Origin of the sequence: Psychrobacter sp. PP-21 (genome assembly GCF_033790785.1) — a bacterium.
GTDB lineage: Bacteria > Pseudomonadota > Gammaproteobacteria > Pseudomonadales > Moraxellaceae > Psychrobacter.
In genome coordinates, this window is the sequence record NZ_JAMYEB010000014.1 from 47,396 (window position 1) to 70,901 (window position 23,506).

A 23,506-nucleotide genomic window follows, 5' to 3' on the forward strand; every position below is an offset into this window, starting at 1 on the left:
ACAGTATTTTTTATCGACATGCTTTTAGTTAGATCTAACCAACTTGTGGTAGCTCATCGGATGTCAGGGTAGCCAAACCATGAGTCTGCAAAAAGTTATTGAGCAACTGGTAACCTGCTTCGCTCAATATTGACTCAGGATGGAACTGGACGCCCTCTACAGCCAACTCTTTGTGACGAATACCCATGACTTCTCCGATACTACCGTCACTGCTCTGTGTCCATGCAGTGAGCTCAAGACAGTTGGGTAGGCTACTCTTGTCAATGACGAGTGAATGATAACGTGTCACTTTTGATGGGTTGGGTAGTCCAGAAAATATACCTTGGTCATTATGATACACAGCAGATAACCGCCCATGCATGACTTCACCAGCTTTAACAACTTGTCCACCAAATGCTTGCCCAATAGCCTGATGTCCCAAGCAAATACCAAGTATAGGAATCATCCCTTTGAACACTTCAATCACCTCTAGCGAAATACCAGCGCGATCAGGGTCGCAAGGACCTGGGCCAATAACAATCACAGTAGGGGCAAGGGTCTGAATCTGCTCAATAGTGACCTGATCATTACGCCAAACCATGATGTCTTGTTGCAATTCACCGAAGTACTGTACGATATTGTACGTAAAACTATCGTAATTATCGATCATCAGAATCATGAGCGTTCCAAATTATTGGTTTTTTATACTTCTCAGAATGGGGCATACATATGGGGTAGATATTGATAGAGAGCATCAAATAGCAAACATCAACAAGCCATGATGTTCTCGGCTTCTGGACGCCGCCGTTATCTTACCACTATTTTCTCCGCTATCAAATGTAGGACACATACAAGCTAGGCAACCGAGGCTCGAAATAGATTTTTTATCATACTGATCGACCTGGGTTAATTATTACAAATAAAATCGTAACTTAATATTTTGATAGCGCACCACAACAGAACAATGGCATCATTACGACTGTCATTAGCACTAACTTGGTGCTTTATGTTTACTGTTGGTGCGTTAAGTAAAAGCAAAATAAAAGGCGATTGAATAAATATTACTGCTGACAACTACTGGATTTTATTATAAGACGCTGTAATTATTGAAAATAAGCATTTGTATGAGCCGATTTTTGGTAATCAATTTAATATATTGGCACACCCTTTGCATTGACGCTGCTATGATTGTCTATGATTACAAAAAGTGGTCTCAAATGATCGTTAATCAGTGATCGTCAATAAGTGCCTGAAGCGTTCAGTATTATCAGTTATATACTGCTAGAATGACGTTAGAATTGACTTGGCGTATTTTAGACTATTAAGATGGAGCGGGTCTAATTAAGTAAACGTCTTAGATCAGTGTCTTGACTAATACGATAAATAGTGCTGATAATAAGCATAATATCGAATGCGCTGTTTGGTATTGAAAAGAGTACACTTGGAATACTTGAACAAGAAAATGGTACCAATAATTTTAAATTGCAATAACGTGACCAACACAACGGAGATTATGTATGTCGAACAAATTATTAGATCTTATTCAATCCTCTAATGCTAAATGGGTTGACTTTCGCTTTACTGATACACGCGGCAAAGAGCAGCACATCAGCTTTCCAGCATCTACTGTTGATGAAGATGTCATGGAAGATGGCAAAATGTTTGACGGTTCATCTATCGCTGGTTGGAAAGGTATCGAAGCGTCTGATATGATCTTGCGTCCTGATCCAGAAACGGCATTTATCGATCCGTTCTTTGATGCAGTTACTGTCGTCGTAACTTGCGATATCATCGAGCCATCAACGCTACAAGGCTATGATCGTGACCCACGTTCTATTGCTCGCCGCGCAGAAGAGTATTTGAAGTCTACTGGTATCGGTGACACGGCGTATTTCGGTCCTGAGCCTGAATTCTTCGTATTTGATGACGTTAAGTGGTCAGTTGACATGTCTGGCGTTAGTCATAAGATCACTGCTGAAGAAGCAGCATGGTCGACTAATGAGTCGTATGAATGGGGCAACATGGCGCATCGTCCACGTGTCAAAGGCGGTTACTTCCCAGTACCACCAATCGACAGCTCGCATGACATGCGCTCTGTTATGTGTGAACGTATCGAAGAAATTGTTGGTGAAGGCCGCGTCGAAGTTCATCACCACGAAGTTGCTTCTTGCCAGTCTGAAATCGGTGTTGCATTCAACACGATGGTACGTAAAGCGGATGAAGTTCAGCAATTGAAATATGTGGTGCATAACGTTGCTCACCAGTTTGGCAAAACAGCGACCTTTATGCCAAAACCAATCGTTGGTGATAATGGCTCAGGTATGCATGTTCATATGTCAATCTCAAAAGATGGCGTAAACACGTTCTCTGGTGATGAATATGCCGGTCTATCTGAGACAGCATTGTACTTTGTTGGTGGTATCATCAAACACGCTCGTGCATTGAACGCAATTACCAACCCATCAACGAACAGCTACAAGCGTCTGGTGCCACATTACGAAGCACCTATTAAGCTTGCTTACTCAGCGTCTAACCGTTCAGCGTCTATTCGTGTGCCACATGTAAGTAGCCCAAAAGCGGTACGTATCGAAGCTCGCTTCCCAGATCCAACAGCTAACCCATACTTAGCATTTGCTGCGCTATTGATGGCAGGTCTTGACGGTATTCAGAACAAGATGCATCCAGGCGAAGCTGCTGACAAGAACTTGTATGACTTGCCACCAGAAGAAGAAGCACAGATCCCAACGGTTGCAGAGAGTTTAGATGTTGCACTACAAGCATTGAAAGATGATCACGACTTCTTATTAAAAGGTGACGTGTTCACTAAAGATATGCTAGAAGCCTTTATTGCATTGAAAGAAGAAGAAGTACAACGCCTGAATGTTACTGTGCATCCTGTTGAGTTTGATATGTACTACAGCTGCTAATAATGAATTAATCTGTTGAGTTAATTCAACAAGAAAGAACCAGTCAAGTTAATCTTGGCTGGTTTTTTTGTGCCGTTAAGACAAGAATGTACTAGCATCAGATAATGCTATTTGAGATGAATAGTGAAGCCACACCAAACATTGCTGATTTTGCATCGAAAATATCGCATAATGATTGATATACTATTATATTAATAGCAGACACTAATTAGGCTGATTGACCATGACTTTGTTATCAACGCAACACTCTATACAAGGCAATGTAAAGGTAGGACTATTGATGGTTGCTGCGATAGCAAGTCTTTATGCACCGCTAAGCAATGCGGCACCCATCTATAAAGTGGTTGATGAGCAAACCGGTCAAGTCACTTTTACCGATCGACCGCAGGATTATGAGCAGCAAGCTGGCAAACAAGTCAGTCAGATGTCTATCACGACAGGCAATGAGACAAGCAGGTCAGCCAGCTCTAGCATGGCAGGTAGCTCTAATGCAAATAGCCTGCCATCGAATGTATCACAAATGGGAGTCACTCCTACGGCTTCTGCCGCCAATACTCAGACCAACGCACCAGTAAACTATCAATTGGCAATTGCTGAGCCTAGCAAAGAAAGAGCCTATCGTCGTCCAGCGCAAAGTATCGATGTCGCTGTACAGGTTAATCCTGCGCTACAAGCAGATGACAGCGTGCGTATTTATCTAGATGATAAGGAAGTAGCACAAGGATTGAGCGCGTCGATTGGGACTGTAGATGTGCTACCAGGTGCCCATACGATCAAAGTGGTCATACAAAATAAAACTGGTCAGGTGCTACGGCAAGTCACACGTACGGTATACGTCATCCAAAACAATACGACACTACAAAACAATAAGAAAATTGCGCAGCAGCTCTTGGCTTATCAGAACTTGCCTTGGTATCAAAAGGTACTGTTGAAACTGCGTCAACAGGAAGTGGCTCAGTCTCAGTAACGACTAATTGAGATAGATATCATTCGCCAAATAAAAAGGCAAGCACCACCGATGATGCTTGCCTTTTTTAATGTCAGTTGATTATTTTAGGAGTACGTTAACTTACTTAGTTAGCTCAATGGTACCGTTAGCAGTGACTGAGATGGTACTGTTACCAGATTCAAAGCTTTGACTTGGTACTGACTCGTCTGCCATGCCTGATTTCATGCTCATGGCGCTGTACATAGGACGTGGGTAGTTACTACCGGTGTTCAAATTAACATTTATGACACGATAGCCACGGGCGTCCCAAGCACGGGTAAGGCTCTTGGCTTGCTGTTGAAACGAGCGGGAGGCTTCAGTCATTAGCTTTTGCTCTAGCGCATCTTTTTTGGTATCTGAAACACCAAAGTTCAAATTGTCCATGACCAAGGTTGCTTGTAGATCAGCAATAAGTTGGCTAGTAGCGGCAAAATCGGTACTTTTCAAATCTATATTTGCTTGACCTGTCCAACCGATGATTTTGTCGTTTTTATCGTAGCGTGGATAGGTACGTTGTTGTCCTGTGGTCACAGTAACGCTAGGATAGCGTTTGGCAATTTTCATGGCATTATTAATTGAAGTATTGAGCGTCGTGGCTAGCATTTTGGCATCCGTTGCCTGCGCCTTTTTGTACAAGCTGGCTCGTACTTCGTCGTTCTGGATTTCTTCTTTTATTTCTGTCTGAAAGGTCAGTTGATCGTAGCCTGTTGGTTCTGCATGGGCGCTTCCCATCATTGCCGTCATTAGACAAACCGTACCAGACGCTAGCGCTGCTTTATTAAGTAACGTGTTTTTCATCATTGTCTCCTTAATTGATTTTGTTAATTTTTATATGAATGTCTTACCATCCATTTTTATATGAGAAGCTGTCTCTTTTGTGCTCTAAATGTTGACATGTGTGCAACTTCATTCCCTAAAATAGCAAAATCTGTCTGATTTGCTGTGAGAATTTTGTGAGCTACGTTACTCAGTTATTAAACCACTAATATAACTGTGGTATCTTTCACATGGTTTTATTCTCTAGCGTGCGTGGCGCGTACTGGGGTCTAGGGTGCCAACAGTATCAAACGTTTTATATGCCTGTAAGTTCTGTGTGAGTAGCATATAATAGGTCAATGGCCAAGCTTTGGTTAGTGTCAGAAGAAAAAACATCGTTTGAATGAGGTCTATAACCGACTTGTTAAAACCAGTTTTATCGCAGGGGTTGCAAAATAAAAAAATCCTTGTATAATCTACATCCGGTGGCTCCATTGGTAGCCTCGCAACATTGTTCTATGAATCCCGCCAGGACCGGAAGGTAGCAACGGTAATAGTTATAATGTGTGCCGAGGATGTGCTGATGGAGTCGCTTTTTTTTGCCTAAAATTTGATACTGACATCGACAAAATATTAAAAATGTTTTCTATTAAAGATACTTTTTATTTGAAACGCTTTTACGATGTGTCCAGCCCTTCATTGCAAAGGGCTTTTTTTTGTCCAAAATTTCATCCAAGCTTTGGTTTGATGTGCCACTTAATTTCTTGTTCAATTCAAAAGCTTCATTGGTTAATATGAGTTAAAATACAATGTATTAACTTTTATTAACATTCTAGACACTTTGAGGTTTGGTTATGAAAATGTTTGTTTGGCTATTCATTGCGTTTGTGGTACTGGTGGTCGTATTTGGCGTGTCAGTATTTAATAGATTGGTACGAGCACGTAACCAAGCAAAGAACGGCTTTGCTCAAATAGATGTGCAATTAAAGCGTCGTCATGATCTGATTCCAAATTTAGTCGAAACTGCCAAGCGTTATTTGAGCCACGAAGAAGAGACGCTGACACGAGTGATTAGCGCGCGCAATCATGCTCAAGATTTACAAGACTCTAATAAACATCAGCCAGATTCACTAGAGCATATGGCACTGTTTGCCAAAGCAGAAGGGATGCTGTCTAAAGCGCTAAGTCAGTTTTCGGCAGTTGTGGAAGCCTATCCTGAGCTCAAAGCCGACAGTATGATTAAGGATCTCATGGATGAGTTAACCAATACTGAAAACCGAATCGGTTTTGCCCGCCAGCATTACAATGACAGCGTTATGTTCTATAACAATGACCGAGAAGTGTTTCCTAACAATCTTGTCAGTACGACCTTTGGCTTTCGTCCGCTCAGTCCTTTAGTGTTCGAGGACAGAGAAGCCATTGCTCAAGCACCGAACGTCAATATGGCCTAAGGCTTCGACAAATTTAGCAAATATTAGGTAGCCTACGATCATGGATTTTTTTGGTGAGCAGCGCATACGTACGCGGCGCAGTCTATTGCTATATGGGCTGTTTTTTTTAATTGTGCTTGCTCATATAGCAGTAGCGCTCGCTGTCATGGGCTTACTACTGACGATATTTACAGGTGGTGTATACCGCTGGGTATTGATACTGGTTATTATCCTGACGCTAGGCAGTTTTTTTGTTGGTAGTTTTTTAGAGTATCAGCGCTTGAGAGCGGGTGGACGTGCTATTGCTCAGCGGGTAGGGGGCGTTAGATTGTTCATTGATAACAGTCAGGTACCCTGGCAGCACAGTCAAGGGGTGACGCATCAACATAAAAGTGAAGACAAGGTTCGTTATAGCGCGCGCCATATCGCAGTAAGTGACGAGCGTGACTTTCCACCAGTTTATCGGCGCTATTATGAAATAGCACAGCAGCTAGCAATTGCGTCGGGACTGAGTACACCAATACTATATGTATTGCCTGATGAGCAAGGAATCAATGGTTTCGTCGCTGGTCGCCACAGTCAAGATATGGTACTTGTCGTTACCCAAGGAGCGCTAGATAAACTATCTGATGAAGCGCTATATGGGCTCATTGGTCATGAGTATGGTCATATTTTGCATGGTGATGCCAATTTTAACCTACAGCTAATGGTAGTGCTGGCAGGTTTACAAATACTGTATGACTGGAGCGATCCGATCTCCAATCATATCTCTGAGTATCGTTACTTTGATAATGATACTATCTCCCAAAATTTACTATCACAAAGGCAGGTTGATGTACTTGCGCGCAGTACAGAAGCGCAAACGGCCAGTTTTACCACTCACAGTGAGTGGGTGACGTACTGGCAGACACAGTCGCAGCAACAGCAGTCGTCTGCCAAGCGCCAGTCTAGGTGGGTGCAAAATAGACCAGTGATTGATCGACATGCACCGCGCAGTATGTGGACATTGCTGCTGCATGGTTTGAGCTTCTCGAGCATGGCAAGTGCTCAGCTGATTAAGCATAGCTTTAACCGTCAGCGTGAGCTACTCGCTGATGCAACCAGCGTACAATTGACGCGCACACCTGCCATTTTAGAGACATTAAAAGCCATTCACCAAGACTCGCTTGGGTCACGTTTGACTGGTATTGCCGATATCAATGGACTCAGTCATTTTTTCTTTGCCAGTAGTGGTGCTGATTTGGGAGACGTATCATGGTTTGCTACTCATCCAAGCTTAACTGAGCGTATGAGCGCTATTAATGCGGATGCCTACCATGACTTTGCCATACAAGTGGCTACAGAAAAGCGTCTCAATCAACAAAAAATCAAAGAGATATATCGGCAGCGCCAGCTAGGTAACTGGGGCGAGGTAGATACAGCAACTACTCAAAATAGCCTAAGCAATAATTCAAAAGTAATGGATAAATCACTACGTTACTCATCTTCAAATTTTAATCAAAAAAGTAAGGCTGAACATAAGAGCGTAGATGAGCCCATAAAGGGGTACTGTAATGACAACTCTTGCGAACAGCGCTCTATTTCTGATAGTCACAAAAATAAAAACAGTTATCAAGCAGACGAAGGTCTTGAATTCACTCAAGAGACAGACAAGATTATTGATGGTAGATTACAAGTAGACGCTGTATCTGTAGATGACGATAGTACGCTAAAGCCATGGCAGGCAAGACCTAATGTGGATTTGCCAAAAAATACATTGATAGAAATCAGCGATAGGCAAAAGGTATTACTACCGCAATACATCATCGATCACAGCCATCATCCTCTAGGCGCGCTGGCATTGATTGAAGCGGTTATGCTTTGCCACCAAAGGCGACCACTATCAACGAATGCGTTTTATAGTTTGATAGATATTTGGGGCGCGGCTGGCGCGGTGGAAACTAACAACTCTAGCGATGAGCAGCTTTTACCACATAGGGTAGATACTAAGCTACTGACGCTAGTGGCCAGTGTAGATCGACGTCTAGATAGCGCTTTGATTGAGCTTGCGTTAAAGCAACTAAGACAGCACGATTTATCTGAAAAATTCATAAAAAAATTAAAGCACAAGAGTCATGATAATCATAGTCATGACAGCCATCAGTACTATAAACAACAAGAAAACTGCCGTACGATGTTGTTGCGTTATCAGCAAGGGATGTTAGGTTTATTGAACCAACAACGAGCGTATGATGTTACCCAATACCTCACTCATCATTCATCTGACAAAAAGTCAGCTAAGGACATCATTTATTCAGGCTCGACTTCTTCGAATGATTTGGCAGCTTTGGCGCAGCAGCAGTCACCAATATCGTCATTATGGCAAGCGCTACATCTGCTGCAATTACTACCGATACTGTCTGAGGCTTTACACGATACAGGCTCGCTATCTTTGGAGCTAGAGACACTGAGTTCTGGTATAAAAGACATATGTACGCAGCTAGATCCGTCAGGACAGGTATTTGAAAGTCTCAATACAGCTGAGGTATCGATTATAGTGTTACTGGCTTATCGATTATCAAAAGATGCCAAAGGTCAGATGATCTCAATGCATGCTCGGTCGCGATTGAGTGAAGGTGATGAGAGTGTGGTGCATTATATTGTTGACTTGAGACGTCATGTGCGCTTGATCGATATCGATCTGTCGACAGTTACAGATGCAAACTTACAATGGCTATTGTTGACTGCTCAACACTTAAATAGTATACAGTTATTGGCAGTTGTTGCTGCCGTTCCTGTTATTACCAAACAGTCGATCAATGGCTCCAAAAGTGCTCAGAATGTTGATAATGATCAAGAGAGACAACAGCATGACAGTCAAATAGATTATAATGATACTGATGCACTCAGACCTACTCATAATGACTATCGACAGTGGCTAAGTACATTGCATACTGTGATGCTACACGATACGATAATCAACCAAGATGAGTATGATTGTTTGCTTGCGATGGCAGAATACTGGCTGGGTGTTCGAGAGCTTTTTTGACTCATGCTTGATTGATTCTTGCGCGATGATTCGCGCTCAATAGATAGTATGATGCCTGTGCCATCAAAACCATAACACCATCTGTAAATAGTATAGACAACATAACCAGGACAGTAGAGTCGTATGAGTGATATCCAAGACCCACTGAATGTATTGCAGCGCCGTATGCAGCAACGCCAAATACTAGCGATGATGGATATCGATCACTGGGTGCAGCCTGCGTCAAAAACCATAAATATAGCGGATATTGCGGCAGTACCAGTTGATCAATCAAATACTGAACAGCCTACTATTGAGTTAGCAAGTGACCAGTCGAGAAATACTGAGTTAACGAGTACCGATTCTATAGACGTAGTAGATTCATCGCTGATGGACTATGATACTGATAGCTCTGATATCGTAAGTTCTGATATCACAAGCTATGACGACATCAGTAGTGATGTTGATGGAAGAGATGACGGTGCGCCGCAAGCCAGCGCTCAAAACCCCGTCACATATAGCTTTGATACGCTGTCGGAATATGACAATACCTCAAGTTACGATGATACCTCAAACATAGAGCCAGACCAATCAACCATCAATGAAACAGGGCAGTCGACAACCGAACCTGTAGCGATGCATTCATTTGCTCAAGGCAGCAATAATGATGCTGGCTCAAAGAAGGTAGCGCCATTCAATTTGCAAGGTGGCCGTTATGGTGACTGGGTGATATTGGTAGATATTCAAGCACTCAATAGTGACAGCCAAAAGCTGTGGCAAAATATTACCCAAGCGTTATCACTCACTCATGAAACGACGTCGTTCCCTATTTGCGCTGGTATGGACACAGCTGAGCTTGCTAATGCCAGTCTTGCTGGTTATATCTTTCGAATCGGTCTGCGCGAAGAGATACAAGTTGCTGCATTGACGGCGCTACCTGATGGTCTTTATCATCCCAATCTGACTATCGTACCGACACTAGACGATATGCTTGCAGACAGTGATACTAAACGACAGTTGTGGGAACAGATATCTTCGTAAGATACGTCTACACTAATACTGCTATACCTTTTTTATCAACAAACCGAAATAAAATAAGCTTATTTATTTCCCTATACCTAGGATCGTGACTATGCCCACCAACCCAACTGACAGTACCTCACCACATCGCTTACCAAACTTCTGTGCTGGACCTGCGACGATGCCAACAGCGGTATTAGAGCGCGCCCAGAGTGAATTGCTTGACTGGCAAGGACGTGGCCTATCGGTCATGGAAGTGAGTCATCGTAGTAAAGAATACATGGCAATCACTGATAAAGCAGAAGCCAAGCTACGCACGCTTATGGAGATACCAGACAACTATAAAGTGCTGTTTTTGCAAGGCGGTGCCAGCTTGCAGTTCTCTGCTATTCCATTAAACCTATTGAACGGCGGGCGTGGTGATTATTTGACGACAGGCGCGTGGTCAGGTAAGGCAATCAAAGAAGCTAAGCGTTATGAAGCGCTCGGTTTGGGTGAAATTAGCTTGGTTGCAACTGGCAAAGAAGGCAACTTTACTAGCGTACCGCCTCAAAGTGACTGGCGCGTAAGTGAAGATGCTGCTTATTTTCACTACTGTGCCAATGAGACCATTCATGGGTTGCAGATATTTGAGCCGCCACAAGTAGAGGCGCCAATCATTGCTGATATGTCATCCTCTATCTTGTCGCAGCCTATCGATGTGTCCAAATTCGGTATGATCTACGCGGGCGCTCAAAAGAACATTGGTCCTGCAGGTTTGGTTATCGTCATTATCCGTGATGATTTACTTGGGCAAGCTAGCGAGTGGTGCCCTATGCTGCTGAATTATGAGCACCAAGTAGATAAAGAGTCGATGTCTAACACACCACCAACGTATTCTTGGTACTTGGCTGGATTGGTATTTGATTGGTTAGAAGAGCAGGGCGGCGTCGCTGCTATCGGTAAGATCAATCAGCAAAAGGCAGATCTACTCTACAAAACAATTGATGACAGTAGCTTTTATAACAACCCAGTAGACCCTCAATACCGCTCTATCATGAACGTACCGTTTACGTTAGCGGACAGTAGTCTGGATAAGGTGTTTTTAGAAGAGTCAGAAAAAGCTGGCCTACTCAATCTAAAGGGCCATCGTGATGTGGGTGGTATGCGTGCCAGTATTTACAACGCCGTACCGCTTGAGTGGGTACAGCAGTTGGTTGACTTTATGATCGCGTTTGAACAAAAACACGCTTAAGCGAGCCAATCAAGAGGTAGCTATAGAGCTTAATATGTACCTCAATGTCTCAATGTCGAAGGACGCAAGTACATAAACTTATAAGCAAAAAGGCGCAACTGATAACGGTTGCGCCTTTTTTGTGAGTCTATTTACTAGCATAAGTTTAAATATTTATGATTGATAATGCGACATCTATGCTAGGCAACATAGCAAACCATTAGGTTAAAAAACCTAAGTTTGTTATGATAAAATTTTGCGATGATGATATTTTGCCGTCAGCACATCATATTTTGTACTTAAATTGGTTAGCACAGAGGTCGATTAGAAAATCATGATGATAAAATATACTCTGCTAAAAGCTGCGTTGCTAACCGTCACTGTCAGCTGGATGCCAAGCAGTATCGCTGCGCCCATTACAAAGACAGCGCTTGGACATAATAGCCCTACAGAGTACATTAATGCACCCTACATGCCCTATGCCAATCCAAGAGCACCATCAGGGGGTACACTCTCTCTCGATGCCCGCGGCACGTTCAACAGTGCTAACAAATGGATGACCACGGGTGTGGCAATGATCGGTACCGATTATCTGTACGATACATTGATGACGGGTTCACTGAACGAAGCTTTTACCATGTATCCGCAGCTGGCAAGCAAAGTGACCTATGACCCAGATGATACGAGCTGGATTATTTATCATCTTAATCCTGCAGCCCGTTTTTGGGATGGATCACCTGTGACCAGTCATGATGTCAAAGCGACTTTTGAGGCGCTATTGAATAAGGGTCCCATGTATATCCGTAGCTACTTGGGAGATATTAAGAACGTTGAGATTATTGATAATCAGCAAGTAAAGTTCGTCTTTGCCTCTACTGAAAACAAAGAGATATTACTAACAGTCGGGCAGTTTCCTATCTTTGCCAAATCCTCAATCGATGCAAATTTTGAGACCATTAGCCTGACGCCCTTAATGGGCAGTGGCCCTTACAAATTAGGGCGCGTTGATGCAGGCCGTTCAGTCAGTTATCTACGTGACCCTAATTACTGGGGCCGTGATTTGATGGTCAATCGTGGTCGCTATAATTTTGACATGATTAAGTTTGTTTATTACCAAAGTGATGAGATTGCTTTTGAGGGTTTTAAATCTGGTCAATACCGCTTCCGCCCCGAAAACAAAGCATCAAATTGGGTAAGTGGCTATAACTTCCCAGCGGTAAAAGCAGGACTGATCAAAAAAGAAACGATAACCAGTCAAAACCCAGTGCCGATGCAAGCGCTGGTCATGAATATGCGTCGACCGATCTTTCAGGATATTAGGGTTCGACAGGCTTTAACAGCGGCTTATGACTTTGAATGGATGAATAAAACTTTGTTTCATGGTCAGTATGAGCGATTGCAGAGCTTTTTTCATGGCTCGGAGCTTGCTGCAACAGGCACACCGTCTGACGCAGAGATGCAGGTACTAACGCCTCTATTGTCTGAGCTTGAACCCATTCAGCGCAAAGCAACAGTGGCCGAATGGCAGCTGCCTACCAGTGACGGCAATGGTTTTAATCGTGCAGGATTGTTAAAAGCGCGGCAGTTACTACTGGCGGCTGGGTTTTATTATGATGATATGAAGTTATATCAGCCTGATGGTCAGCGCGCCCAGATCGAGATGCTGATGACGGGTGAGACCATGGGCCGTGTATTATTGCCCTATATTCGTAATCTAAAGCGTTTGGGGTTTGATGCAAGTTTGCGTCAAGTAGACGGGCCACAGTACTATGAGCGTATGCGCCGATTTGATTATGATATGGTCGTTGACGTGTTCGCTCAAAGCCTATCTCCTGGAGCTGAGCAGGCTGCGTTTTGGGGTAGCGCTGCCGCTGACGAGCCGGGAAATCACAATAGCGCTGGTATCAAAAATGCTGCCATCGATAAGGTCGTTGCTGTACTTGGTAGTGCTAAAGACCGCGATGAGATTGTACTGTATACGCAAGTGCTAGATCGGTTGCTGCGAGCGGGTCATTATGTCGTGCCACTCTATGGCAAGTCTGGGACCAATGTGGCGTATTGGGATCAATATCGCCATACAGCAACCTTGCCAACCAATGCCGTTGGTATCGACTACTGGTGGGTTGATAAAGAAGCAGAAGGGCGCATCAATAAGTATTTAAAGCAATGATCAGCGCTCAAAGTAACATCCCGCGTCTATTGACAGCGCTGATCTTATAATAACTGATGGTCAGATGTGCAAGCTTCGGTTATGGAATAAAATCGATATTAAATAACTCAAAAATAACGAGCAACAAAAATAACTATTGGTAAGGATTTAACATGAGTATCCGTATTCACCCTATTAAAGCATTCAATGATAACTATATTTGGACGTTAATCAATGACAATAATAAACAAGCAATCGTCATTGACCCCGGTCAAGCTGAACCAGTCATTGATTATTTGGAGACAAATGAGCTGGAGCTGACCTCGATTTGGACCACTCACCATCATCATGATCATATCGGCGGCGTTGTAGCGTTGCAAGAGTCGTATCCTATGACTCATCTGGTTGCGCATAGTGAGCATGGGGTTGATGAAGACCAAACGATAAAAGATGGTAGCACAGTAAGTGCATGGGGCTGCTCAGCACAGGTCTGGGATGTATCAGGGCATACGGCTAGCCATATGGCCTATATCTTAGATATCGATGGGCAAAAACATTGCTTTTGCGGTGACACGCTATTTAGTGCAGGTTGCGGTCGCGTCTTTACGGGTACCATTGAGCAGTTGCATGATAGCTTTCAGCGCTTAAATGGTCTGTCTGATGCGGCGCTGTTATACCCTGCACATGAGTATACGGCTAGTAACCTACGCTTTGGGCTATCTATCGAGCCTGCCAACGAGCAAATGCAGCAAGCGCTCGCACAAGCTGAAACGAAGACTGCCCACGGCGTGCCAACATTACCAGTGACATTAGAGCATGAGCGCGCGGTCAATGTGTTTTTGCGTACGCAAGAGCCAAGTGTCATTGCTGGGGTTGAGTCCAAAACGAGTATCGATGATGAGAAGTCTTTAACGGTGTTCGCGGCATTACGCGAGCTAAAAAACAACTTTTAAAGCACGTTTTTGATGCGGCGACTGCTTTCTTGCTTATACTCAATACAACATAGCCCGCTACTGTCGTTATTACCATCTCTCTTTATCTCATCTAGGAAGTCGCCATTATGGGTCGTTATATCTTAAAAAGACTACTACTGATATTGCCGACACTATTTTTGATATTGCTTGCCAATTTTGTCATTGTACAAGCGGCGCCTGGGGGTCCTGTTGAGCAGCAGCTGGCGCTGATTGAACAGGGCGCAAAAGACAGCGCGCTCAGTGGTAATATTGGTGCGGGTAGTGCAGGTGGTAGTGACAGTACTTATCAAGGTACGCGTGGTCTCTCTGAGGAGATGATCGCTGCAATCAACGCCCAATATGGCTTTGATAAATCGGCACCAGAGCGATTTTGGCTGATGCTAAAAAACTATGCTCAATTGGACTTTGGTGAGTCGTTTTTTAAGGGTCAAACAGTAACTGACCTTATTATAGAGAAGCTACCGGTCTCGATATCGCTTGGGCTGTGGAGTACACTGCTTATTTATATGATTGCCATTCCACTAGGTGTGTATAAAGCCATGCACCATGGTTCAGGTATTGATAAAGCCACAGCCATGCTGCTTGCTATTGGGCATGCGATACCTGTGTTTGTGTTTGCCGTGATCTTACTGGTGTTTTTTGCAGGAGGGAGCTACTGGAATATTTTCCCGCTACAAGGATTGACGTCTGAGAATTTTGATCAGTTAAGCGCGCTTGGTAAGGTCAAAGACTATTTTTGGCATCTGGCACTACCACTGCTGGCAAGCACAGTGGGCGGGTTTGCAGGATTAACGTATCTGACCAAATTTAGCTTCTTAGAAGAGCTGGGCAAACAGTATGTATTGACCGCTCGCGCTAAGGGTCTAGGTGAACGTCAGGTGCTGTACGGACATGTGTTTCGTAATGCGATGTTGATCATCATTGCTGGTATTCCTGCTGCTATTGTGGGTATTTTCTTTGCGGGTAACTTTTTGATTGAGATTATTTTTAAACTTGATGGCTTGGGCTTGCTAGGTTTTGAAGCGATTCAGCAGCGCGACTATCCAGTGATATTTGGTACGCTGTTTATCTTTACGTTGGTGGGACTACTATTACAGTTGATTAGTGATTTGAGCTATCACTTGATCGATCCCCGCATTGATTTTGAGGGACGCTAATGTCAAGCAATCAATCTCCATTAAAGAGTAAGACTGGTAATAGCGAACCAGATAAATTGCAAATACCTGAGCCTTCGTCTAACACAAAACAACAGCGCTTAAATCCTATTTGGCAAGCAAGGCTCACGCGCTTTCGCCAAAATCGGCTTGGCGTGATATCGCTGTTCGTTTTTGCAGTGATATTTGTCATCTGTATGGCCGCCAATGTCATCGCCAATGACAAACCACTGCTGGTGAAGTATCAAGATGACTATTATTTCCCTGTTTTAAAAACCTATCCTGAAACCACCTTTGGCGGTGTGTTCGAGACTGAGACCAATTACAAAGACCCTGCAGTGCAGTCGCTAATCGATGAGCAAGGTTACTATGTGATGCCGCCCATTCCATTTGCTGATCAGACGCCCAACGTTGAGCTTGGTCTGCCTTATCCCGCGGCGCCCAATGCGCAGAATTGGCTAGGTACTGATGATATGGGACGTGATGTGCTGGCGCGGATACTATATGGGTTGAGAGTGTCGTTATTGTTTGGCCTGGCTTTGACGCTAGCTGGTGCCTTGATTGGTATTATCGTAGGTGCAGTGCAAGGCTATTATGGTGGCTGGGTGGATCTGGCAGGACAGCGATTCATGGAAGTATGGGGCGGTATGCCGCAGCTCTTCATGATTATTATTTTAGTGAGTCTGTTTAGTCCCAGTATCAGCATGCTGTTTGCTATGATGCTGCTCTTTGGCTGGATGGGTCTGGTGGGTTTGGTGCGGGCAGAGTTCCTACGCGCTCGTAACTTTGACTATGTACGCGCCGCCCGCAATTTGGGCGTTTCTGATAGTCAAATCATGCTCAGACACATTCTACCCAATGCGCTCGCGTCAAGCTTATCGCAGTTGCCTTTTATTTTAACCGCCAATATTATTGCATTGACCGCGCTGGACTTTTTGGGATATGGGTTGCCACCTGGTTCACCATCTTTAGGGGAGCTTATGGTGCAAGGAAAAAACAACCTTGATGCCCCTTGGCTGGCCTTATCAGGGTTTTTTAGTCTGACTTTTATTTTGTCACTGCTCATCTTCGTCGGCGAAGCACTGCGTGATGCATTTGATCCGAGGCGCTCTTGATATGACTGATACTATAATTGCTACTAAAAACGACGTATTAGAGACGCCAGACAAAGGCATTCACCAGACGAGAGGTAAGCTTGTGCTGAGCGTAGATCAGTTGATGATCACAACCGTTACAGGTATCAATTTAGTAGACAAGCTGTCTTATGAGCTACGACAAGGGCAGACTCTAGCGATCGTTGGTGAGTCAGGCTCTGGCAAATCGATTGCCAGCCTAGCGCTCCTAGGTCTGCTACCAGAGAGCTTGACTATTGATGGTACCGTTCAGCTGGCAAGTACATCAAACACCTCAGATATGTCTGTATTACCTATAGCGAATGACAAAGCACGTAACGCAGCTCTACGTCCTATTCGTGGGCAGCGTATCGGTATGGTATTCCAAGAACCAATGACAGCGTTAAATCCGCTGCATACAGTCGCTAAGCAAATTGCGGAGTCTCTACGTCTAAGCGGCGTACCCAAAAAGCAATGGCGTGACATCAGCATCGCGCTGCTAAATGATGTCAATATTACCGATCCTGCTGATAAGTTAGCTCGCTATCCGCATGAACTCTCAGGTGGTCAGCGTCAACGCGTGATGATTGCTATGGCGCTAGCACAGCAGCCTGACATATTGATTGCTGACGAACCCACCACAGCACTAGATGTGACCTTGCAGCATGAGATTTTAACACTATTGGATGATCTCAAACGCCAACATAATATGGCAATGATACTAATCAGCCATGATCTGAATTTGGTCAGGCGCTACAGCGACGAGGTTATCGTCATGCGTCAAGGTCAAACGATAGAGCAGGGTCATACCGCTACGGTATTTGAGCAGCCTGCAGCAGATTATACTCGTACGCTCATTCAGCAAGATTTTGGTCAAGCATTAACGCTAACGGGCGATAACGCAGACACACGATCAAACGTACTACAAGTGAGTGATCTCAAAGTACAGTTCCCTATCGAAAAAAGTCTATTCGGCAGTACCAAGCGCTGGTTTGATGCGATCAAAGATGTCGATATGACCCTACAAAAAGGACAAGCACTCGGTATCGTTGGTGAGTCTGGCTCTGGCAAAACCACCATTGCTCTCGCACTCAGTCAATTACTCAGTAATCAAGCACGTGTGCATGGACAGATAGTGGTCAACGACCAAGATATCTCGGCTTTGTCAAAGGGTGCACTGCGTACGTTCCGCTCGCAGATACAGATGGTGTTTCAAGATCCGTTTGCTAGTATCAATCCTCGCATGACAGTCATGCAGATCGTGGAAGAGGGGCTGCTGGTACAGGGCGTGGATAAAGGTGCTCGTCAGCAAGCAGTAATGGAGAGTCTAGCAACAGTACATCTGCCTTTGTCCTTTGCGCAGCGCTATCCACATGAGCTATCTGGTGGACAGCGTCAACGTGTGGCATTGGCGCGCGCGCTCATCATGAAACCAAGTCTACTCATATTGGATGAGCCTACCTCTGCGCTAGATAGTACCACGCAAGTCACTGTAGTCAGCCTACTGCGTGAAATTCAAGAAAAACTGCAAGTCAGTTACGTCTTTATCAGCCATGATCTAAAAGTAGTACGCGCACTATGTCAGCATATTATGGTACTAAAACAAGGCATGTGCGTGGAGTCGGGACATACCGAAGATATTTTTAACAACCCACAGCACCCATATGCACAGCAGTTACTAAAAGCGAGTACAATTTAAACTAAGATCGCTATTTTGGACGAAATGTTGAACCGATCTACCAAATAGCATTTTAAATAACAGCTTGGAGTAACGTGCTGTCAGCAATAAGGACATAGCAGTTCATAATAATAGCGACATACCAAAAAGCGCAGTGGTACAATTATTCTCAACAGTCGCCAGCGCTAACCAAATTTTAACTAAGTTCTAGCTGAGCCTTTTTGTTACAGGCATAAGTATTTATTCTGCCAACAGTACTCAAACACCATCAACTGGTCACACAGTTGTTATCGCGGTTAAAATCATCATTGAAAAGGATTTTTGTACCCATGAAAAAACAAAACAGTATGACCAAGCTGGTCAATAGCACAGGACTCCAGCATGCTGGTTACTTGGCCGTTGCTAAGACACGTGCCAAAGTACTAAAAGCAGTCTCTTATGTGATACCTATCAGAAGACCGATGTTGTTTGTTGGAGAGTCTTCTTGTGACGAGCTGTGTGATATGCTCATAAATGAAGGTAATACCAACGTGTTCATCGTCACTGATGCCGTGCTAAATAAGCTTGGTATACCTGCGAAGATTACTGACTATCTAGATGCAAAAAACATCCGTTATCATGTCTATGATGGTATTACGCCAGATCCAACCTTCAAGGTTGTTGAAGAAGGACTGCGTCAGTCTATAGGTGCCAATTGCGATGCTGTCTTAGCTATTGGCGGTGGTTCAGTGATTGATGCTGCCAAAATGATCGCGATGTCTCAAGGCAATAAGTGCAAGCCTCAACAACTAATCGGCATTCTTAAAGCAAGAAAGCCTTCAGCACCACTATATTGTGTGCCGACCACAGCAGGTACTGGTTCAGAGGCAACCCTAGGTGCAGTCGTCTCTGATGATAAAACACACCAAAAAGCCCTGTCTATCGACCCAAGAATGGTGCCGCTCGCCGCAGCGATTGATCCTGTTATCATGAAAGGAATGCCAGCTCATATTACAGCCGATACGGGCATTGACGTACTGACACATGCATTAGAAGCATGGATGAGCGCTAATGCAAGCGTAGAGACAGACTACTATGCCGCCTCTGCCGTCAAATCTGTCATGAATTATCTGCCACTGGTGTATAAAGATGGCGGCAATCTAAAGGCGAGAGAAGAGATGGGGATCGCTGCCCATTATGGTGGAATCGCTTTTAACAAAGCAGGTTTGGGTTATGTCCATGCTATCGCACATCAGTTAGGCGCTTATTATAGTATTCCTCATGGTCGCGCTAATGCCATCGTGTTGCCTTATGTACTTGACGTCAATCGCAAAGCAAGTAAAAAGAGACTGGCAGCACTGGCAAAAAGAACAGGTATGGTACAGGACGGTCAAGCGAGCAATAATGATAGCGAAATAGCAAACCATCTCATTGTACAAGTCAGAGAGTTGATTTCCGACTTGAACATCGATCCAACTGTTAATGGTATGCAAACCAGTGATTTCGATGACATTGCAAAAGCTGCTGCAAAAGAAGTCAGCGATACCTACGCGGTACCGACGTATCTCTCAGCATCTGAAATCAAAGAGATATTAACGAAAATTAAGCAGGCAAGTGACAATGAAGCAAAAGACAATATCCAGAAGGTGTCATAGTTTTTTACTAACACGCTTATGATAAATAAAGAGCCTATTCTTCTTTTGAGGATAGGCTTTTTTAATACGTTTGAGACAATAACATGCCTAAAATATCTGCTAAATATCTGATTTTTCTTTATACATCGATCATAATGTTTATATACTGTATTGACCAAAATACAGAATGATCATCATATCATTGTTTAATTTATCTTCTACTCATACGAATTTGATAAAAATTAACTTAATAAATTGTAATATGTAACAATACAGGAATGTTATGGTGACACATAGGCGTTAGGATAGTTAAATAACATTACGTTTAGGAGATTTTTATGAATCGCATATCACCCTCTAAAATTATGGGTTTGATTGTCATCGCGAGCAGTGCACTTTACGCGGGCTGTGCATCTACTGAAAACAGCACCACTGTAAAAAACACAGCAGGCGCTAATCCCTATGCACCGACTACTCCAGGACTGGCAGTAGCCACAGTAGCTGGCGGGTGTTTTTGGTGTGTTGAAGCAGGTTATGAAAAAATCCCAGGCGTAGTAGAAGTGGTATCTGGCTACACGGGCGGTAACACCGAAAACCCAACCTACAAAGAAGTATCGGCAGGGGGCACGGGTCATACAGAAGCGGCACAAGTATACTATGATCCCAAGAAAATCACGTATAACGGTATAGTACAAGCACTATGGAGAATTGCTGATCCCACTGACGATCAAGGACAGTATGTCGATCGCGGCACACAGTATCGTCCAGCGATTTTTTATAACAATGCTCAAGAAAAGCAAATAGCAGAATCTGCCAAGCAAGCATTGCAAGATTCTGGGGTATACAAAAAACCAGTCGTGATTGAGATTGTACCTACGAGCACGTTTTATCCTGCTGAAGAGTATCATCAAGATTATTACAAAAAGAACCCGATACGCTATAAAGCCTACACGTTCAATTCTGGTCGATATCAGTTTATCGAAAGCGTATATGGCAAAGACTATGAGCTAGATTTTAGCCAGTTTGCACCCACTGCCAGTAGTGCAGAGCCAATGATATCTAGCCAAACGATCAGCAGTACAGTCAGCACAGGGTTCAATCCAGATACCTTTGTGAAACCTGCACAAGATGAGTTAAAAAAATCGCTCACTGATATTCAATATAAAGTCACCCAAAAAGATGGTACTGAGCGCGCCTTTGACAATGAATACTGGGACAATAAAGAACCTGGACTATATGTCGATGTGATATCTGGTGAGCCATTGTTCTCTTCTCGCGACAAATACAAATCTGGCACAGGCTGGCCAAGTTTTACTCGTCCATTGAATACTGAGCTGGTCGTTGAAAAAGAAGATCGCGGTATATTTTCAACGCGTACCGAAATTCGTAGCCGGTATGCGGACTCGCACGTCGGTCATGTATTTGATGATGGTCCAGCACCGACAGGTAAGCGCTATTGCATGAACTCAGCAGCATTACGCTTTATTCCACTCGCAGATATGGAAGCCGCCGGTTACGGTCAGTGGGTAGACGAGGTTAGACCAATGAGCTAGTACTTATTTATTAAACTCAAAAGCGTCCACTAGTGTTTAAACGACATAGTGAGCGCTTTTTTATGCATTGATTTTGCTATCTAGTCACCCAAATTTGTTCTTCTGAAACGTTTTGTGTAATATAATTACTGAAATGTATACTTTTAGTTAGTTTTGTAATAAATCCTACTGTTACTAAACCGCGAACCACTTCAGAGGACGCAAGCTATGTTGAAAAAATCAAAAGATACGGTTGCATCTGCAACAACAGCTATTTCTGCTTATAAAGAAGATCACAAAGCAGGTAAGAAAACGTCATATTTAGCAATTAGTATGTTAGCTATTAGTGGCGTCTGTGTAACAGTAGAATCTGCATCAGCCGCAGACTGGACGACTATTACTGAATGTATAGACAATACTTATTTCTATCTAAACAGCCCTCCTACTCCTACCTGTGACGCACAATTGGCAGAACTGACAACTAATCAAGGTATACAGGGTGAGACAGGCGAAAAGGGTGACAAAGGAGATAAGGGCGATACTGGTCTGACGGGCGCTCAAGGTATCCAAGGCGTGAAAGGCGATACTGGCGCTAAAGGCGACCAAGGCGACATCGGTCTGACTGGTGCCAAAGGTGACACTGGTGCTCAGGGCGTGAAAGGTGATACTGGACTAACTGGTGCAAAAGGCGACCAAGGCGACATCGGTCTGACTGGTGCCAAAGGTGACACTGGTGCTCAGGGCATGAAAGGTGATACTGGACTAACTGGTGCAAAAGGCGACCAAGGCGACATCGGTCTGACTGGCGCTACTGGCGCCAAAGGTGATAAAGGCGACATCGGTCTGACTGGTGCTACTGGCGCCAAAGGTGATAAAGGCGACATCGGTCTGACTGGCGCTACTGGCGCCAAAGGTGATAAAGGCGACATCGGTCTGACTGGCGCTACTGGCGCCAAAGGTGATAAAGGCGACATCGGTCTGACTGGTGCTACTGGCGCCAAAGGTGATAAAGGCGACATCGGTCTGACTGGTGCTACTGGCGCCAAAGGTGATAAAGGCGACATCGGTCTGACTGGTGCTACTGGTGCCAAAGGTGATAAAGGCGACATCGGTCTGACTGGCGCAAGAGGTGAGGCAGGTAAGGATGCTAATATAAATGTTGCTGTACAGACTTCTAATAGTACAGCGACACCAGCCCAAGCCACTGGTAAAGATGCTATTGCAATAGGTAATGGTGCAGTAGCTGAAGGGAGCCAATCTATTAGTATTGGTGTAGGTAACTTGGTAACTGGTAAAAACTCTGGTGCAATTGGTGATCCAAGCACAGTGAGCGGTGCAGGCAGTTATAGCTTGGGCAATAATAATACAGTCACTGGTAATAACACAGTCGTCTTAGGAAACAGCATCAGCACGTCAGTAAACAATGCAGTTGTTCTCGGAAGCGACTCTACAGCAAACCGTGATAATACAGTATCAGTTGGCTCAGTAGGTAATGAACGTCAAATAATCAATGTGGCTGATGGGGTACAGAGTACAGATGCAGTCAACCTCAGACAGTTGGATGCAGCAAGGCTTAATGCAGTAAATGACGCCAACACTTATACTGACAACCAATATGACGCTTTGAATAGTAGTTTTCAGAGCTACTCTAATGACGTAAACCGCCGAGTTGATGATGTAGAAAAAACAGCAAACAGTGGTGTCGCGATTTCTTTAGCGACACAACAAGCTATCCCTAATCTCAGACCAGGTAACGTCGCTGTGTTTGGCGGGATGGGTCATTATGAGGGAGAGAGTGCTGTGGCTATTGGTGCTGCTACTATGCTAGATAATGGTCGCACGTCAGTTATAGTCACCTGACCACAAAAATGTTATAAAATAAATCAACTAAACGACTACCACAATAAATAACCATGACTTACTCCCTAGATTATCGCAAACAAGTCTTAAAAAGCTTAGATGAGGGCATGACCT

16 protein-coding genes and 1 other RNA gene are annotated in these 23,506 nt (G+C 44.0%); 15 read left to right on the forward strand and 2 right to left on the reverse strand.

All coding sequences use genetic code 11. The features are described 5' to 3' along the window. Positions 1–34: 34 nt before the first annotated feature. Positions 35–658 (reverse strand): anthranilate synthase component II, encoded by a 624-nt coding sequence (locus tag NJD71_RS10725; protein WP_319051962.1) that lies wholly within the window; start codon positions 656–658, stop codon positions 35–37. Positions 659–1,496: 838 nt separating this feature from the next. On the opposite strand from NJD71_RS10725, the gene glnA reads away from it, so the two are divergent. Next, on the forward strand, positions 1,497–2,906 hold the full coding sequence (glnA, locus tag NJD71_RS10730) for a type I glutamate--ammonia ligase (RefSeq protein ID WP_319051963.1): 1,410 nt from the start codon (positions 1,497–1,499) through the stop codon (positions 2,904–2,906). A 223-nt stretch (positions 2,907–3,129) separates the two neighbouring features. Next, the gene (locus NJD71_RS10735) at positions 3,130–3,873 is read left to right on the forward strand and encodes a DUF4124 domain-containing protein (protein WP_319051964.1); all 744 of its coding nucleotides are present in this window, start codon (positions 3,130–3,132) and stop codon (positions 3,871–3,873) included. A 102-nt stretch (positions 3,874–3,975) separates the two neighbouring features. Here the strand turns inward: NJD71_RS10735 and NJD71_RS10740 are convergent, their stop codons facing one another. Next, the gene (locus NJD71_RS10740; protein WP_319051965.1) at positions 3,976–4,692 is read right to left on the reverse strand and encodes an SIMPL domain-containing protein; all 717 of its coding nucleotides are present in this window, start codon (positions 4,690–4,692) and stop codon (positions 3,976–3,978) included. A 450-nt stretch (positions 4,693–5,142) separates the two neighbouring features. Here NJD71_RS10740 and ffs point away from each other — a divergent pair. The 13 genes from ffs (at position 5,143) to NJD71_RS10805 (ending at position 23,392) form a co-directional block, all read left to right on the forward strand. Continuing rightward, positions 5,143–5,239: signal recognition particle sRNA small type (gene ffs, locus NJD71_RS10745), an RNA gene on the forward strand. A 265-nt stretch (positions 5,240–5,504) separates the two neighbouring features. Further along, positions 5,505–6,101: a LemA family protein gene (locus NJD71_RS10750; RefSeq protein WP_319051966.1), complete on the forward strand. Its 597-nt coding sequence runs from the start codon at positions 5,505–5,507 to the stop codon at positions 6,099–6,101. Between the two features lie 40 nt (positions 6,102–6,141). Next, positions 6,142–9,108 (forward strand): M48 family metalloprotease, encoded by a 2,967-nt coding sequence (locus NJD71_RS10755; RefSeq protein WP_319051967.1) that lies wholly within the window; start codon positions 6,142–6,144, stop codon positions 9,106–9,108. A 123-nt stretch (positions 9,109–9,231) separates the two neighbouring features. Beyond that, entirely contained in the window at positions 9,232–10,128 is an 897-nt protein-coding gene (locus tag NJD71_RS10760; RefSeq protein WP_319051968.1) for a DNA polymerase III subunit psi, read from the forward strand. A gap of 91 nt (positions 10,129–10,219) precedes the next feature. After that, positions 10,220–11,341: a 3-phosphoserine/phosphohydroxythreonine transaminase gene (gene serC, locus NJD71_RS10765; protein ID WP_319051969.1), complete on the forward strand. Its 1,122-nt coding sequence runs from the start codon at positions 10,220–10,222 to the stop codon at positions 11,339–11,341. Positions 11,342–11,657: 316 nt separating this feature from the next. After that, complete coding sequence (locus NJD71_RS10770) at positions 11,658–13,490, forward strand: extracellular solute-binding protein (RefSeq protein ID WP_319051970.1); 1,833 nt, start codon at positions 11,658–11,660, stop codon at positions 13,488–13,490. A gap of 152 nt (positions 13,491–13,642) precedes the next feature. Continuing rightward, positions 13,643–14,422, forward strand: coding sequence for a hydroxyacylglutathione hydrolase (gene gloB / locus NJD71_RS10775; RefSeq protein ID WP_319051971.1), 780 nt, complete (start codon positions 13,643–13,645; stop codon positions 14,420–14,422). Positions 14,423–14,529: 107 nt separating this feature from the next. After that, entirely contained in the window at positions 14,530–15,600 is a 1,071-nt protein-coding gene (yejB, locus tag NJD71_RS10780; RefSeq protein WP_319051972.1) for a microcin C ABC transporter permease YejB, read from the forward strand. After that, on the forward strand, positions 15,600–16,712 hold the full coding sequence (locus NJD71_RS10785) for an ABC transporter permease (protein WP_319051973.1): 1,113 nt from the start codon (positions 15,600–15,602) through the stop codon (positions 16,710–16,712). The genes yejB and NJD71_RS10785 overlap by 1 nt, the downstream gene beginning before the upstream one ends. Before the next feature lies 1 nt (position 16,713). Beyond that, on the forward strand, positions 16,714–18,408 hold the full coding sequence (locus NJD71_RS10790; protein ID WP_319051974.1) for an ABC transporter ATP-binding protein: 1,695 nt from the start codon (positions 16,714–16,716) through the stop codon (positions 18,406–18,408). Between the two features lie 308 nt (positions 18,409–18,716). Continuing rightward, the gene (locus tag NJD71_RS10795) at positions 18,717–20,021 is read left to right on the forward strand and encodes an iron-containing alcohol dehydrogenase (RefSeq protein ID WP_319051975.1); all 1,305 of its coding nucleotides are present in this window, start codon (positions 18,717–18,719) and stop codon (positions 20,019–20,021) included. Positions 20,022–20,338: 317 nt separating this feature from the next. Beyond that, on the forward strand, positions 20,339–21,553 hold the full coding sequence (msrB, locus tag NJD71_RS10800) for a peptide-methionine (R)-S-oxide reductase MsrB (RefSeq protein ID WP_319051976.1): 1,215 nt from the start codon (positions 20,339–20,341) through the stop codon (positions 21,551–21,553). Between the two features lie 207 nt (positions 21,554–21,760). Then, positions 21,761–23,392 carry a YadA family autotransporter adhesin gene (locus NJD71_RS10805; protein WP_319051978.1) on the forward strand — a complete coding sequence of 544 codons (1,632 nt, stop codon included), beginning with the start codon at positions 21,761–21,763 and terminating at the stop codon, positions 23,390–23,392. Positions 23,393–23,506 lie beyond the last annotated feature (114 nt).

Excerpts from the sequence above, each read along its gene's own strand:
- NJD71_RS10725 (WP_319051962.1), bottom strand. The coding sequence starts at position 658 with ATGATTCTGATGATCGATAATTACGATAGTTTTACGTACAATATCGTA.
- glnA (WP_319051963.1), top strand. The coding sequence starts at position 1,497 with ATGTCGAACAAATTATTAGATCTTATTCAATCCTCTAATGCTAAATGG.
- NJD71_RS10735 (WP_319051964.1), top strand. The coding sequence starts at position 3,130 with ATGACTTTGTTATCAACGCAACACTCTATACAAGGCAATGTAAAGGTA.
- NJD71_RS10740 (WP_319051965.1), bottom strand. The coding sequence starts at position 4,692 with ATGAAAAACACGTTACTTAATAAAGCAGCGCTAGCGTCTGGTACGGTT.
- NJD71_RS10750 (WP_319051966.1), top strand. The coding sequence starts at position 5,505 with ATGAAAATGTTTGTTTGGCTATTCATTGCGTTTGTGGTACTGGTGGTC.
- NJD71_RS10755 (WP_319051967.1), top strand. The coding sequence starts at position 6,142 with ATGGATTTTTTTGGTGAGCAGCGCATACGTACGCGGCGCAGTCTATTG.
- NJD71_RS10760 (WP_319051968.1), top strand. The coding sequence starts at position 9,232 with ATGAGTGATATCCAAGACCCACTGAATGTATTGCAGCGCCGTATGCAG.
- serC (WP_319051969.1), top strand. The coding sequence starts at position 10,220 with ATGCCCACCAACCCAACTGACAGTACCTCACCACATCGCTTACCAAAC.
- NJD71_RS10770 (WP_319051970.1), top strand. The coding sequence starts at position 11,658 with ATGATAAAATATACTCTGCTAAAAGCTGCGTTGCTAACCGTCACTGTC.
- gloB (WP_319051971.1), top strand. The coding sequence starts at position 13,643 with ATGAGTATCCGTATTCACCCTATTAAAGCATTCAATGATAACTATATT.
- yejB (WP_319051972.1), top strand. The coding sequence starts at position 14,530 with ATGGGTCGTTATATCTTAAAAAGACTACTACTGATATTGCCGACACTA.
- NJD71_RS10785 (WP_319051973.1), top strand. The coding sequence starts at position 15,600 with ATGTCAAGCAATCAATCTCCATTAAAGAGTAAGACTGGTAATAGCGAA.
- NJD71_RS10790 (WP_319051974.1), top strand. The coding sequence starts at position 16,714 with ATGACTGATACTATAATTGCTACTAAAAACGACGTATTAGAGACGCCA.
- NJD71_RS10795 (WP_319051975.1), top strand. The coding sequence starts at position 18,717 with ATGAAAAAACAAAACAGTATGACCAAGCTGGTCAATAGCACAGGACTC.
- msrB (WP_319051976.1), top strand. The coding sequence starts at position 20,339 with ATGAATCGCATATCACCCTCTAAAATTATGGGTTTGATTGTCATCGCG.
- NJD71_RS10805 (WP_319051978.1), top strand. The coding sequence starts at position 21,761 with ATGTTGAAAAAATCAAAAGATACGGTTGCATCTGCAACAACAGCTATT.